This is a genomic window from Variovorax sp. 350MFTsu5.1 (assembly GCF_048302515.1).
Taxonomy (GTDB): Bacteria; Pseudomonadota; Gammaproteobacteria; order Burkholderiales; family Burkholderiaceae_C; genus Variovorax; species Variovorax guangxiensis.
Genome location: NZ_CP157620.1, coordinates 78,057 through 92,434, shown reverse-complemented (window position 1 = coordinate 92,434; position 14,378 = coordinate 78,057). Strand labels below are relative to the sequence as shown.

The window sequence follows — 14,378 nt, the reverse complement described above, 5'->3', positions numbered from 1 at the left end:
CCATGCCCGAAACACCTCCGTCCACCGAACTGCGCGAAGAGATGCGCGGGCCCGTCATGTGGCTCACCATCGAGCGCGAGGAGCGCCGCAACGCCATCAGCGGCGCCGTACTCGCCGGCCTGGGCGATGCCATCGCACGTGCCAACAACGACAGCGCGGTGCGCGCGGTAGTCATCACCGGCGCGGGCACACGTGCCTTCTGCGCGGGCGCCGACCTGCAGAGCGGCACCTCCTTCAAGTTCGACTACGCCGCGCCCTACCAGGGCTTCGCCAATCTCTTCCGCCAGGCCCGGCAGTCGACCGTGCCGCTGATCGCGCGCGTCAACGGCGCCTGCATGGCGGGCGGCATGGGCCTCATGGCGATGTGCGACATGGCGGTGGCCAGCAGCCACGCGGTGTTCGGCTTGCCCGAAGTGAAGGTCGGCCTCTTTCCCGCGCAGGTGCTCAGCGTGCTCGGCGGCCTGCTGCCGCGCCGCGTGCTGGCCGAGATGTGCATCACCGGCGAGCCCATCGACGCGGCACAGGCGCTGGAACTGAATCTCGTCAACCGCGTAAGCGACGACGTCGACGAGAGCGTCGACTGGCTGCTCGGCCGCATGCTCGACAAGTCGCCCGCAGCCATCCGCCGCGGCCTCTACACCATGAAGAAGATCGAGGCCATGGCCTTCGAGGAATCGATGGCCTTCACCGAAAGCCAGATCGGCCTGTTCGCGCTCACCGAGGACGCGGCCGAAGGACAGCTCGCCTTCCGCGAGAAACGCAAGCCGCAGTGGAGCGGACGATGAGCGGCAGCGGCAACATCGACGAACGCATCGTCCGCATCGGCGGCGCCTCCGGCTTCTGGGGCGACAGCAGCGTGGGCGCGCCGCAGCTCGTGGCCAGCGGCCGGATCGACTACCTCGTGTTCGACTACCTCGCCGAACTCACCATGTCGATCCTCGCGGGCGCGCGGCTCAAGAAGCCGGAGCTCGGCTACGCCACCGACTTCGTCTCGGTGGCGATGAAGGCCGTGCTGAAAGACGTCGTGGAACAGGGCATCCGCGTGGTGAGCAACGCGGGCGGCGTCAACCCGCAAGGCTGCGCCGATGCATTGGCCGCGCTCGCGGCCGAACAGGGCATCGCGCTGAAGATCGCCGTGGTGAGCGGCGACGACGTGTCGCCGCTGCTGCCCGGGCTGCGCAAGTCGCAACCGCCGGTGCGCGAACTTCAGAGCGGCGCCGCGCTGCCCGAGCGCGTGCTCACCGCCAACGCCTACCTTGGCGCGCAGCCCATAAGGGCCGCGCTCGATGCGGGCGCGCAGGTCGTCATCACCGGCCGCTGTGTCGACTCGGCCGTCACGCTCGGCGTGCTCATGCATGAATTCGAGTGGCAGCCGGACGATCTCGACCTGCTCGCCGCCGGCAGCCTCGCCGGCCACATCATCGAATGCGGCTGCCAGGCCACCGGCGGCCTGCACACCGACTGGGACACCGTGCCCGACTGGCCCGACATCGGCTACCCCATCGTCGAATGCAGCGCCGACGGCAGCTTCGTCGTCACCAAGCCCGCGGGCACCGGCGGCAAGGTCACGCCCGCGGTGGTGGGCGAGCAGATGCTCTACGAGATCGGCGACCCCGCCGCCTACCTGCTGCCCGACGTGGTGGCCGACTTCACGCAGGTGCGCATCGAGCAGGCCGGCGAGCACCGCGTGCGCGTGCACGGCGCTCGCGGCCATGCACCGACTGCGAGCTACAAGGTCTGCGCCACCTACGTCGACGGCTTCAAGACGGCGGCGCAGCTCACCATCGTGGGCTTCGACGCGGTGGCCAAGGCGAAGCGAACGGGCGAAGCCATCCTCGCGCGCACCGGCGCGCTTTTCTCGCAGCATGGCCTTGGCCCCTACAGCGGCACGCAGCTCGAAGTGCTGGGCGCGGAGTCCTGCTACGGACCGCACGCGCGCGCATCGCAGACGCGCGAAACGGTGCTGCGGCTTGCGGTGACGCACCCGCGCAAAGAAGCTCTGGAACTGTTCGCGCGTGAGGTCGCTCCGGCCGGTACATCGTGGGCCCCGGGCACCACCGGCGCGGGTGGCGGACGCGCCTCGGTTTCCCCATCGATCCGTCAGTACGCGTTCCTGCTCGACAAATCACTGGTCGAGGCATCGGTGGTCATCGATGGAAAGCGCATCGATGTTCCCCGCGCCCAAGTCCCATCGCCAGCCGAGGTGGCCAAGCCCACCTCTTCGCCTGCCAGAGCCATCAAGACGGAGATCACGGCTTCCGATGCCGACAGCATCGAAGTACCGCTGCTGCGCCTGGCCTGGGCCCGCAGCGGCGACAAGGGCGACACCTCGAACATCGGCGTCATCGCACGTCACCCTGCCCTGCTACCGCTGTTGAGCGATCAACTCACCGAAGCACGCGTGGCCGATTGGCTCGCGCACCTCGTCAAGGGGCAAATCACGCGCTACGAGGTGCCCGGCATCGACGCCTACAACTTCGTCTGCGAGCGGGCGCTGGGCGGCGGCGGCATGGCCTCGCTGCGCAACGATCCGCTCGGCAAGGGCATGGGCCAGATCCTGCTGGCCATGCCGGTGCGCGTGAGCCCGGCACTGCTGGCGCTGCTCGCCTAGCACCAATCCGTCAACCGTGCGACAGCAGGGTTGAGGCGGCGCGCTTAGCCTTGCGCCCCGTACCAACTCTGCTTTCGATCGCACGATGTCCACCCTTTTCGACCCCGTACAGGCCGGCGACCTGAAGCTCGCCAACCGCATCGTCATGGCGCCGCTCACGCGCAACCGCTCGCCGAACGCCATTCCGCCCGACATCGCCGCCACCTACTATGCGCAGCGCGCCAGCGCGGGCCTGCTCATCACAGAAGCCACCGCCATCAGCCACCAGGGCCAGGGCTACTCCGACGTGCCCGGCCTCTACGGCACCGAGCAGCTCGACAGCTGGAAGCGCGTGACCGAAGCCGTGCACGCCAAGGGCGGCAAGATCGTGGTGCAGCTGTGGCACGTGGGCCGTGTCTCGCACAACGAACTGCAACCCGGTGGCGGAAAGCCCGTCGCCCCCTCGGCCATCACCGCCAAGACCAAGACCGTGCTCATCAAGGACGGCGTGCCTACCTTCGTCGACACCTCCGAGCCGCGCGCGCTGGACGCCGGCGAACTGCCGGGCATCGTCCACTCCTACGCGGTTGCCGCCCGCAGCGCCGTGGAAACCGCAGGCTTCGACGGCGTGGAAGTCCACGGCGCCAACGGCTACCTGCTCGACCAGTTCCTGAAGGACGGCAGCAACAAGCGCACCGACGATTACGGCGGCAGCATCGAGAACCGCGCCCGCCTGCTGCTCGAGGTCACGCGCGCCGTGGTCGACGCCGTCGGCGGCGGCAAGACCTGCATCCGCCTGTCGCCCGTCACGCCCGCCAACGACGCGCACGACAGCGACCCGCAGCCGCTCTTCAACTACGTGGTGAAGCAGCTCGCCACGCTCGGCCTGGCCTACATCCACATCATCGAAGGCGCCACCGGCGGCCCGCGCGAGATCGAGGACCGCCCCTTCGACTACGAGGCCCTCAAGGCCGCGTACCGCGAAGCCGGCGGCAAGGGCGCATGGATGGTCAACAACGGCTACGACAAGCCGCTGGCCGAGGAAGCGCTGAAGGAAGGCGACGACCTCGTGGCCTTCGGAAAGCCCTTCATCTCCAACCCCGACCTCGTGCGCCGCCTGCGCGAGAACGCGCCGCTGAATCCGCTCGACAAGGCCACCATGTACGGCGGCGGCGCCAAGGGCTACACGGACTATCCGGCGCTGGCCTGAAGCCGGAAGCGGCCATGGCAAGATGCGGCGGACCCGTTCGTCCGCCGCTAGCAAGGAAGGAGAAATGCCATGGCCCGCATCGCGCAACGACTGGCCGATTCAGGCCTCGTATTGCCACCCGCAGTCACGCCGCCTCCCGGCGTCGTGCTGCCCTTCCGGTTCGTGCGCATCGTCGGCCGGCGCGCACTGATCTCGGGCCATGGCCCGCTCAATGCCGACGGCACCATCGCCGCGCCGCTGGGCAAGCTGGGCCGCGAGCTGAGCGTCGAACAGGACTACACCGCCGCGCGGCTCACCGCGCTCGCAATGCTGGGCAGCCTGCAGCGCGCCCTCGGCGACCTGGACCGCATCACCGCATGGACGCGCGTGTTCGGCATGGTCGCCTGCGCACCGGGCTTCGACAAACAGCCGGCCGTCATCAACGGCTTCTCCGATCTCATCCTCGAAGTCTTCGGCCCCGACATCGGAGCGCATTCGCGCAGCGCGGTGGGCATGGCGGAGCTGCCTTTCAACATTCCGGTGGAGATCGAAGGCGAGGTGGAGTTCGACGCATGAGCACCACGCCCTGGACACTGCGGCGTGCCGATGCCGCTGATGCCACGGCCATCACCGAATGCGCCGTGGAAGCCTTTCGCCACTACATTCCGCGCCTCGGCCTCACGCCCATTCCGATGACGAAGGACTATGGCGCGGCAATCGCGAACGCGCAGGTCTGGGTGGCGCAACAGGAGAAGCGCATCGTCGCAGCGCTGGTGCTCGACATCACCGAAGAGGGCTTCCTGATCGACGTGATCGCGGTGCGCCCCGCGCAGCAGGGCACGGGCGTGGGCCGCGCGTTGCTCGAACTGGCGGAACAGGAGGCGCTGCGGCAGGGCCATGACTCCATCCATCTCTTCACCAACGAGAAGATGACCGAGAACCGCGCGCTCTACGAGCGCATCGGCTACGTCGAATACAAGCGCCTCGCGCTCGCGCAGCGCACCCGCGTGTTCATGCGCAAGCCGTTGAAGTGAGGTCTTCTGCGATGCAGCTGGAACGCATTCATCACGTCGCCATCATCTGCGCCGACTACGCGGTGTCGAAGCGCTTCTACACCGAGGTGCTGGGCCTGCGCGTGGTGGCCGAGAACTACCGCGCCGCGCGCGATTCGTACAAGCTCGATCTCGCCCTGCCCGACGGCTCGCAGATCGAGCTCTTCTCCTTCCCCGGCGCGCCCGCGCGGCCTACCCGGCCCGAGGCACAGGGACTGCGGCACCTGTCCTTCGAAGTGCACGATGTGCAAGCCGCCGCCGACGAACTCGCGGCGCAGGGCATTGCGGTGGAGCCCTTGCGCATCGACGAATACACCGGCCGGCGCTTCACCTTCTTCGCCGATCCCGATGGGCTGCCGCTCGAACTCTACGAGGCCGCGCCGGGCAAGGAACTCGAAGCGCTGCTGCTGGAGCTCGAAGGCGCGCTGCATCTGCGCGAGGTGCGCGCGAGCGCTGCACGGCTGGAAGAACTGCTCGACGACGACTTCCACGAGCTCGGCGTCTCGGGCACTGTATGGACACGCGCCGCCATCATCGAGGCGCTGCGCGACGAAGCCTTCTCCGAACGCACGATCTCGGACTTCCGCGTGCTGCGCATGGCCCTCGATGTGGCTCTGGTCACCTACCGCGCGCACCGGGAAGCCATTCCACAGCGCCCGGCGGCCGACTCCCTGCGCAGCTCGCTATGGAAGCGGCGCGCGGGCCGCTGGCGCATGGCCTTCCACCAGGGCACGCCGCTCGCCTGAGCGCTCAGGCGACTTCACCGAACGCCACGCTCACCCGCAGGCCCGTGGGCTCCGCCGCTTCGAGCCGCAGCTCGGCCCCCAGCAGCTCCGCATAGCGCGAGACGATCGACAGGCCCAGCCCGGAACCTTGCCCCAGCTTCTCTCCTGCAGGGCCTTGCGCCCACCGCTGCATCAAGGCGCGCTGGGCTTCGAGCGGAATGCCGGGCCCGTCGTCGATCACGCTCAGCGTGTGGCCCGCGAGCTCTACGGTGATGGTGCGGCCTCCATAGCGCAGCGCGTTGTCGATCAGGTTGTCGAGGATGCCCTCGACCAGCGCCTCGTTGGCCTGCACCACCACGACGTCGTCGAGGCCGCGCGCGCCCAGGTCGACGCCGCGCGCATCGGCACGCCCCAGGTGCCGAAGCACCGTCTGCTCGGCCAGCACGTCGAGCCGCACAGGCACGCGCTTGAGCTCGGTGCGGGCCTCCTCGGCCAATGCGAGCGCCAGCAACTGGTCGATGAGGTGGCTGGCGCGCGCCTGCCGCTCCGACACGCGCTCGAGCTGCTCGCGCCACACATGGGTGTCCTGCTGCGCCAGCCCGTATTCGGCCAGTGCGCGGATGCCCGCCAGCGGCGTGCGCAGCTCATGCGCCACGTTGCCGACGAACTCGCGCTGCGCCTGCACGCTGTTGCCCAGGCGCTCGAACAGCGAGTTGACCGCATTGCCCAGGCGCTGGATCTCGCGCGAAGTCTGCGCCACCGCCACCGGAGAGAGGTCGCGCACGTCGCGCCGGTCGAGCGCGCGCTGCAGGTCGCCCAGCGGCCGCAGGTCGCTGCGGATGCCGTACCAGAGCCATATCGCGAGCAGTATCAGCAGCACGATCTGCGGCGCGAGCGCATAGCCCAGCAGCTGCCGCACGAGCGCGGCGCGGCTCAGCGTGGTCTGCGCAATGATCACGCGATAGGGCATGCTGATGTCGGGCTCGGCGTCATGCTCGAGCACCACCGCGCGCAGCGTGCTGCCCTCGTAGTTCACGTCGGAGAAGCGGTAGCGCGAGCCGTCCACCGGCAGCGGCGCCTGCAGGCCCGCCTGGCCGGAGATCAGCGAGCCGTCGAGCCGCTGCACCGCGAAGTACACCTTGTCGACTTGGTCGAAGAGCACGGTGGCCACTTCGCGCGGCGTGAGCATCAGCTCGATGCCGCGCTCGCCCGCCTGCACGTTGGCCGACAGCGCATAGGCGTCGTCGAGCATGCCTCGGTCGAAGGCCTGTTCGGAGAAGTAGTTGGCGATGACCAGCGCGATGACCGCACCCACCATCCACGTGAGCGCCAGCGGCACCAGCACGTTGCGCAGCACGCGCTGCGTGAGCGAAGGCGCGCGCACCGCAGCCGGCTGCGATTCGGCGATGGTCTGTTGCTGCTGCCCGTTCACGCGCGGACCGGCGTCGATCACACCTCGGCTTCGAGCAGGTAGCCGATGCCGCGCAGCGTGCGGATGCTCGCGCCCGTGCCCTGCAGCTTCTTGCGCAGGCGCGAGATGAAGGCCTCGAGCGCGTTGTCGCCGAGCGACTCATCGAAGCTGGACAGCTTGTCGGACAGCGCACGCTTGCTCACCGTACGGCCCGGCGGGCTCATGAGCTCCCAGAGCACCTCGAACTCGCGCGCGGGCAGGTCGAGCGGCCCGCTCGCGGTGGAGAAGCGGCGTGCCTTGCGGTCGAGCTTGAGCTGGCCCAGCAGCACGATGTCTTCCGTGCCCTTGGCACGGCGCACCAGTGCACGAAGGCGTGCTTCGACCTCCGCCAGGTCGAAGGGCTTGCCGAGGTAGTCGTCGGCACCCGCGTCGAGGCCGGCGATGCGTTCCTCGGTGCGCCCTCGCGCCGTGAGCACGAGCACGGGCGTGCGGTCGCCGCGCGCGCGTGCCTGCCGAAGCGCGGTGAGGCCGCTCGCAAGGCCGCTGGTCGGGCTCGCCGTAGCGGGCAGGTTGAGGTCGAGCAGCACCGCATCGAAGGGCTGCACGCGCCACAGGTGATCGGCGTCTTCCACGTTGGTGGAAACGTCGACACGGTGGCCTGCATCGGCAAGGCTGCGCACCATCACGTCGCGCAGAACGGTGTCGTCTTCGACAAGCAGAATTCGCATGGTCTTTGAATGGTTGGGGGTAATCTGCCTTGCGAACGACGGGTCAGCGGCCGGTCAGTCGCTCCAAGCGATAAACGCAACATGAGCATACGACAGCACGATGAATCACGGGCCACTTTCATGGCCTGCGCCACACGATGAGTGCGCGCGAACCCTCCGATCTGCTGAGCCTGGTTCCTCCGGAGGTGCAGCGCACCGCCGTGGTCCTGCTGCATGGTTTATGCAGCACGCCTGACGAGTTGCTGACCGTGCAGTCCGCACTGCGCAGCCGGGGCTATCCGGTCTATCCGCTGTCGATCGAGGGTTACTCGTTCGACGCCAGCGCGCCGATGCAGCGCGCGGCGCCGTACGAACGCTGGCTCGATGCGATCCAGGCACAGGTGAAGTCGCTGCGCGAGCGGCACGACCGCGTGATGCTGGTCGGCATCTCGGCAGGCTCCTCGCTGGCACTGGGCGCGGCCATCCGCTGCGGCAGCGAAGTCGATGCGCTGGTGCTCATGTCGACCACGCTGCGCTTCGACGGCTGGGCCATTCCGCGCACGCAGTTCCTGCTGCCGCTGGCCTTCTACACGCCGCTGGGCAGGCTCTGGCAATACCGCGAGCGCCCGCCCTATGGCGTGAAGAACGAGCGCGTGCGCGCCTGGATCGAGCGCGAGCTGCGCCACCGCAAGATCTCGCGCGCAGGCAGCTCGGTCATCGGCGTGAGCCACCTGCGCGAGCACGACAGGCTCATCCGCCATGTGCGCCGCAACCTGCACGGCGTGCAGTGCGGCAACGTGCTGGCGCTGCACGCCCAGCAGGACGAGGTGGCCAGCGTGGCCAACCTGGGCATCCTCGCGCGCGGCCTGCGCTGCCGCGCGTTCCGTGCCGTCGTGGTCGCCAACAGCTACCACATGATCACCATCGACAACGATCGTCAACAGGTCGTGAGCGAAACAGTGTCATTCGTCGACGCGGTGGCGCATGGCACGATGCCCGAGCATCCGCTGTACGCCTGACAACTTCGACCACGTCCGAAAGGAAAGCATTTCCATGTCTTCTTCCGATCTCTCCTCGCCCACCTTCAACAGCATCGCGGCGATCCTGCAGACCGACTTCCGCGTCGACCCCGCAGCCATCTCGCCCGCCACCGCGCTGACCGACCTCGGCCTCGACTCGCTCGCGCTGATGGAGTTCGTCTTCGCCGTCGAGGACGCTTTCCACCTGCGCATTCCCGAAGAGCGTCTCGACCCGCGCGAAGCCGGCATCACGCTGCAGCGCCTGTGCGAAGTGATCGACGCGGAGAGCGCGGGCGCTGTTGCGGCCCAGCCCGCCGAAGCAACCGCATGAGCAGCGGCGCCGCTCACTCCGTGCTCGCGGCCTCCGCCGCGCGCGCCGCATCCGCACCCGTGCGTGTGAGCGGCATCGGCTTCGTCACGCCCATCGGCCGCACCGTGGAGGCCTTCGACGAGGCCCTGTTCGCGGGGCGCTCTGCCGTGCGCGCGCAGACGCTGGAGATCAAGGGCATGGACCCGATGACGCTGGCTGTCGCGGCCTGCGACTTCGACTCGAACGGCGTACGCAGCACCTCCCGCCTGCCACTGGACCGCGGCACCGCCATGGCACTGGCCGCCGCGCAGGACGCCGCCGGCGAAGCGAAGATCGACCTCGACACCATCGACCGCGACCGTCTCGGCATCTTCTGGGGCAGCGGGCTCGCGGGCGCCGGCACCTTCGACAACACCACCAGCACGCTCTACGGCGAGCAGCGCCGCATGCGCCCGACCACCGTGCTCACCGTGATGCCCAACGCCGCCGTGGCCGAGCTCGCCCTGCACTTCGGCGCGCGCGGCTCGGCCATCGCCTATGCCTGTGCCTGCGCCTCCTCGGCCGTGGCCATCGGCGAAGCGATGCGCGCCATCCGCGGCGGCTGGATCGACGTCGCCATCGTCGGCGGCCACGACGCCATGCTCACGCCCGGCGTGATGGCCAGCTGGCACGCCATGCGCGTGATGGCGCCGCCGCCGGCGGATGCGCCTTCGACCGCCTGCCGCCCCTTCTCGGGCGACCGCGCGGGCTTCGCCATCGGCGAGGGCGCCGCCGCGCTGGTGCTCGAATCCGAAGCGCACGCCGCCGCCCGCGGCGCCGGAGCCGCGCCCTTCGTGCTCGCGGGCTACGCCACCAACTGCGACGGCACGCACATCACCAACCCCGACACGGCGGGCCAGGTGCGCGTGATGCGCGCCGCGCTGCGCGACGCGGGCATCGAGCCTTCCGAGATCGGCCACATCAACGCGCACGGCACGGCCACCTCGGCCGGCGATGCAGCCGAGGCCGCGTCGATCCGCGAAGTGTTCGGCAACACCGTGCCGGTGAGCGCGACCAAGGCGATCCACGGCCACGTGCTCGGCGGCGGCGGTGCGATCGAGCTCGTCGCGACGCTGCGCGCGCTGGCACGCGAAGCGCTGCCGCCCATCGCCAATCTGCAGACGCCCGACGCCGCCTTCGATCTCGACTTCGTGCAAGGCGAGGCTCGCGAGGCCAAGGGCATGCGTTACGCACTGTCCAATTCCTTCGCTTTTGGCGGCACCAACGCCGTCATCGTGGCCGGCCGCGCGTCCGATCGCTGAAGATTCACTGAACGCTTCCTGAAAAATCGCGCGGTGCACCGGCTGGTTGTTTTCGTCGTGCCGGTGTTCGCGCTGCTCATCGCCTGCGAGTTCGCATGGGGCTGGCTGAAGCGGCGCAACACCTACCGCTTCAGCGACACCATCGGCAGCCTGAGCCAGGGGCTGCTGAGCCAGGCGCTCTCGGTGTGCACGCAGCTCTTCCAGATCGGCCTCTACGCGCTGATCTATCCGCTGGTCGTGATCTGGACGCGGCCCGCCTTCTGGGACAGCGCCATGGGCTGGATCGCTGCGGTGCTGCTGTTCGACTTCTTCGACTACTGGCTGCATCGCGCGGGGCACGAGTCGGCCGTCTTCTGGGCCGCGCACTCCGTGCACCACCAGAGCCAGCACTTCAACTTCTCCACCGCGCTGCGGCAGGAAAGCACGGTGGCCTTTCTCGGCTGGGCCTTCTACCTGCCGATGGCGGTGATCGGCGTGCCGCCGGAGCAGTTCGGGCTCGCGGGGCTGATCGTGCTGGTCTACCAGTTCTGGATCCACACCGAGCACATCGGCAAGCTGGGCTGGTTCGACCGCGTGTTCTCCTCACCTTCGAACCACCGCGTGCATCACGCGGTGAACGACCAGTACATCGACCGCAACTACGGCGGCATGCTCGTGGTGTGGGACCGCATGTTCGGCACCTTCGCAGAGGAAACCGAACGCTGCGTCTACGGCACGCGCAAGGCGCTCGCGAGCTTCGACCCGGTGCGCGCGATCCTCGGTCCCTACATGCCGCTGCTGCGCGATGCCTGGCACACGAAGCGCTGGCAAGACAAGATCGCCGTGTGGTTCAAGCCGCCGGGCTGGCGGCCGGCCGACGTGGCTGCGCGCTTTCCGGAACCCGCGTTCTCGCTGGAAGAAGCCATGCACATCCACGCCCCCGTGCTCACGCGTCCACAGGTCGCGTCGGCCGCCCTCCACTTCGCATGCTGGGTCGGCGTGACGCTGGCCTTTCTCTGGCGCGCGGACGATCTCGCCTTCCACACCGGGCTGACGCTTCTTGCACTCTCGGTCGGCGGCTTCTGGTCCATCGGCGCAGTGCTCGATTCGCGGCTGCGTCTGCGATGGGCCTGGTGCGCGCAGGCAGCGCTTCTCGCCATCTCGGCGGTACTGCTCTTCGGCTGACCGCCATGCATACGCCGCCCGCTATGCTCGGCGCCTTCACCGTTGCGGGGCACCCATCATGCGCAGGCTGGCCACTTCCGAAGACATCGACACCGTCTTCGCCCTCTACATGCACGAGAAGGTCGTGCTCTACCTGGGCTACGACCCGATGCCGCTGGAAGATTTCAAGCCGATCTACCGGCAGCTGCTCGATGGTGGCGACTTCTTCGTCTACGAACGCGACGGCCACATCGCCGGCTTCTACCGCGCCTCGCGCTACCCGGGCCGTGTGCGGCACGTGGCCAGCCTCGGCACGCTGGCTGTAAACCCCGCACTGCATGGCCAGGGCATCGCGCTGGCAATGGTCACGGATGCAATCGAGCGGCTGAAAGCGGACGGCGTCAGGCGCATCGAGCTCATCGTGGAAAGCGACAACGCACCGGCGCTGCGCTTCTACGAAAAGCTCGGCTTCGAACGCGAAGGCACGCTGCGCAGGTTCTACAAGCGCGCCACGGATGCACAGGCCATCGACGACCACATCATGGCGCTGCTGCTCGACTGAGCGGCAGGCGCAACAGGCTCAGGGCTTCCAGCGCCGCAGCAGCAGCGCATTCGCCATCACGCTCACGCTCGACAGCGCCATCGCCGCGCCGGCCACCACCGGGCTCAGCAGGCCGAAGGCGGCGAGCGGAATGCCGGCGACGTTGTAGGCGAAGGCCCAGAACAGGTTCTGCCTGATCTTCGCCACCGTGCGGCCCGAAAGCTCGAAGGCCTGCGCGACCAGCGCGAGATCGCCACGCATGAGCGTGATGCCGGCTGCTTCCATCGCCACGTCGGTGCCGCCGCCCGAAGGCGCCATCGCGATGCCGACATCGGCCGCTGCCAGTGCGGGTGCATCGTTGGCGCCATCGCCGACCATCGCGACGACATGTCCGTTGCTCCTGAGCGCGGCGACCTGCGCGGCCTTGTCTGCAGGCAGCACATCGGCGCGCACATCCTCGGCCGCGATGCCCAGCCGTGCAGCCATGGCCTGCGCCGCGCGCAGGTTGTCGCCCGAGATCATCACCACCCGCAGGCCGCGCGCCCGCAACGTGCGGATGGCTTCGGCGGCCTGTGGCTTGGGCTCGTCGGCGAAGGCGAGCAGGGCCTGCACCTGCGCGGCACCGGCTTCGTCGAAGCGCAGCAGCGCGGAAACCGTCGCGCCTTGCGATTGCAGGCGCTCCACTTCTTCGGCATTTGGCATCACATCGAGCTCACGGCACCAGCGCAGGCTGGCGATGGCCCATTGGACGCCCTCGACTTCGCCGCGCACGCCACGGCCCGGCGAAGCCTGCATCGCACCCAGCGCTGGCACCTGCAGGTTGCGCTGCGCGGCGGCCGACAGCACGGCCTTGGCCAGCGGATGCTCGCTGCCGCCTTGCAGGCTCGCGGCGGTGGCCAGCAACTGGTCTTGCGAGGCCGAGGCGCCGGCCACGGGCACCAGCGCGGTGAGCACCGGACGGCCGATGGTCAGCGTGCCGGTCTTGTCGAAGGCGACGGTATCGACGCGGTGGGCGATCTCCAGGGCACGCGCATCCTTGATCAGAACGCCATGCCGAGCCGCCACGCCGGTGCCCGCCATCACAGCCACGGGCGTTGCAAGGCCCAGCGCACATGGACAGGCGATGACGAGCACCGCCACCGCATGGATCAGCGCGGTCTCGATGCTGGCACCCGCCAGCATCCAGCCCGCGAAGGTGGCCAGCGCGATCAGCAGCACAACCGGCACGAACACGGCGGCGACCTTGTCCACCAGGCGCTGGATGGGCGCCTTCGCGGCCTGCGCGTCCTCGACCAGGCGGATGATGCGCGCCAGCACGCTCTCGGCGCCGACCGCGCTCACCTCGACGACCATGCGGCCGTCACCGTTCACCGCGCCACCGGTCAGCGCATCGCCCGGGCCCTTGGCCACAGGCAGCGGCTCGCCGGTGAGCATCGATTCGTCGACTTCGGAATGTCCTTCGACCACCTTCGCGTCGGCCGGTACGCGCTCGCCGGGACGCACCGCGAGACGGTCGCCCACCATAACCTCGGCCAGCGGCACGTCGCTTTCCTTGCCGCGTGCGTCGAGCAGGTGCGCCACCTCGGGCCGCAATTGCTGCAGCGCGCGGATCGCGGACGTGGCCTGGCGCTTGGCGCGCGCCTCCAGCCACTTGCCGAGCAGAACCAGCGTGATCACCACCGCCGAAGCCTCGAAGTACAGGTGCGGCACCATGCCGTGGCCCGCATGCTCGCCGGTGGTCGCACGCCACCAGAGCCATAGCGAAAGCCCGAAGGCCGCGCTGGTGCCAAGTGCGACCAGCAGATCCATGTTACCGGTGCGCGCCTTCACTGCATGCCAGCCCGCGCGATAGAAGCGCGCGCCCAGCCAGAACTGCACCGGCGTCGCGAGCAGCAGTTGCACCCACGGCGGCAGCATCCAGTCGAGCCCGATGAGGTCGCCCAGCATCGGCGCCATCAGCGGAATCGACAGCGCAAGGCCGATGGCGACCGGGGCGAAGCCGGCCCAGGGCGACAGCGTTGCTTCGTCCGCGGCCTCGCTCGCCGCTCGAGGCTCGTAACCGGCGGCGCGCACGGCGCGGCGCAGCCGGACATCCATGTCATCGTCGCCGGACGTCACCACGCGGGCCGATTCGGTCGCGAGATTCACGCTCACGTCCTGCACGCCGGGCACGTTCTTCAAGGCACGCTCGACTCGCATGACGCAGGAGGCGCAGGTCATCCCGCCGACGGACAGGTCGAGCGTGGCGGTACCGGGGGTTTGCTGGAGCTGAAGTTTTTCCATGTGCCGAGGCTAAAGCCTCACACCATGTCAAGGTCAAGCGGAAAAATTCAGAGCCCCTGCGCTGGACATTGACATCGTGAGAGGGTTCAAACTGCGGGTTCCCCGGT

At 68.8% G+C, this 14,378-nt stretch carries 14 protein-coding genes; 11 read left to right on the top strand and 3 right to left on the bottom strand.

Annotated elements, in window-relative coordinates; all coding sequences use genetic code 11:
- Window positions 1-2 precede the first annotated feature (2 nt).
- The 6 genes from ABL843_RS00305 (at window position 3) to ABL843_RS00280 (ending at window position 5,577) form a co-directional block, all read left to right on the top strand.
- On the top strand, window positions 3-785 hold the full coding sequence (locus ABL843_RS00305; protein WP_369660191.1) for an enoyl-CoA hydratase/isomerase family protein: 783 nt from the start codon (window positions 3-5) through the stop codon (window positions 783-785).
- The gene (locus tag ABL843_RS00300) at window positions 782-2,611 is read left to right on the top strand and encodes an acyclic terpene utilization AtuA family protein (protein ID WP_418118601.1); all 1,830 of its coding nucleotides are present in this window, start codon (window positions 782-784) and stop codon (window positions 2,609-2,611) included. The genes ABL843_RS00305 and ABL843_RS00300 overlap by 4 nt, the downstream gene beginning before the upstream one ends.
- Before the next feature lie 85 nt (window positions 2,612-2,696).
- Window positions 2,697-3,800, top strand: a complete 1,104-nt coding sequence (locus tag ABL843_RS00295; RefSeq protein WP_418118600.1) for an alkene reductase — start codon at window positions 2,697-2,699, stop codon at window positions 3,798-3,800.
- A 69-nt stretch (window positions 3,801-3,869) separates the two neighbouring features.
- Complete coding sequence (locus tag ABL843_RS00290; RefSeq protein ID WP_418118599.1) at window positions 3,870-4,355, top strand: RidA family protein; 486 nt, start codon at window positions 3,870-3,872, stop codon at window positions 4,353-4,355.
- Complete coding sequence (locus ABL843_RS00285) at window positions 4,352-4,813, top strand: GNAT family N-acetyltransferase (RefSeq protein ID WP_184639067.1); 462 nt, start codon at window positions 4,352-4,354, stop codon at window positions 4,811-4,813. The genes ABL843_RS00290 and ABL843_RS00285 overlap by 4 nt, the downstream gene beginning before the upstream one ends.
- Before the next feature lie 11 nt (window positions 4,814-4,824).
- The gene (locus tag ABL843_RS00280; protein ID WP_126020741.1) at window positions 4,825-5,577 is read left to right on the top strand and encodes a VOC family protein; all 753 of its coding nucleotides are present in this window, start codon (window positions 4,825-4,827) and stop codon (window positions 5,575-5,577) included.
- 4 nt (window positions 5,578-5,581) lie between these two features.
- Here the strand turns inward: ABL843_RS00280 and ABL843_RS00275 are convergent, their stop codons facing one another.
- Window positions 5,582-6,964, bottom strand: coding sequence for a sensor histidine kinase (locus tag ABL843_RS00275; protein ID WP_184639810.1), 1,383 nt, complete (start codon window positions 6,962-6,964; stop codon window positions 5,582-5,584).
- A 41-nt stretch (window positions 6,965-7,005) separates the two neighbouring features.
- Window positions 7,006-7,695: a response regulator transcription factor gene (locus ABL843_RS00270; RefSeq protein WP_126020743.1), complete on the bottom strand. Its 690-nt coding sequence runs from the start codon at window positions 7,693-7,695 to the stop codon at window positions 7,006-7,008.
- Between the two features lie 137 nt (window positions 7,696-7,832).
- On the opposite strand from ABL843_RS00270, the gene ABL843_RS00265 reads away from it, so the two are divergent.
- From ABL843_RS00265 to ABL843_RS00245, 5 genes are read left to right on the top strand one after another with little or no spacing between them, the layout of a single operon-like run.
- Entirely contained in the window at window positions 7,833-8,693 is an 861-nt protein-coding gene (locus ABL843_RS00265; protein ID WP_418118598.1) for an alpha/beta hydrolase, read from the top strand.
- Between the two features lie 34 nt (window positions 8,694-8,727).
- Window positions 8,728-9,024, top strand: coding sequence for a phosphopantetheine-binding protein (locus ABL843_RS00260; RefSeq protein WP_126020746.1), 297 nt, complete (start codon window positions 8,728-8,730; stop codon window positions 9,022-9,024).
- Window positions 9,021-10,304: a beta-ketoacyl-[acyl-carrier-protein] synthase family protein gene (locus tag ABL843_RS00255; protein WP_418118597.1), complete on the top strand. Its 1,284-nt coding sequence runs from the start codon at window positions 9,021-9,023 to the stop codon at window positions 10,302-10,304. Before ABL843_RS00260 ends, ABL843_RS00255 begins: the two co-directional genes overlap by 4 nt.
- A gap of 33 nt (window positions 10,305-10,337) precedes the next feature.
- On the top strand, window positions 10,338-11,468 hold the full coding sequence (locus tag ABL843_RS00250; RefSeq protein WP_418118596.1) for a sterol desaturase family protein: 1,131 nt from the start codon (window positions 10,338-10,340) through the stop codon (window positions 11,466-11,468).
- 58 nt (window positions 11,469-11,526) lie between these two features.
- A complete protein-coding gene (locus ABL843_RS00245; RefSeq protein WP_418118595.1) occupies window positions 11,527-12,009 on the top strand; it encodes an N-acetyltransferase family protein in 483 nt (160 codons plus the stop codon).
- Between the two features lie 18 nt (window positions 12,010-12,027).
- Here the strand turns inward: ABL843_RS00245 and ABL843_RS00240 are convergent, their stop codons facing one another.
- Window positions 12,028-14,271, bottom strand: a complete 2,244-nt coding sequence (locus ABL843_RS00240; protein ID WP_418118594.1) for a heavy metal translocating P-type ATPase — start codon at window positions 14,269-14,271, stop codon at window positions 12,028-12,030.
- Window positions 14,272-14,378 lie beyond the last annotated feature (107 nt).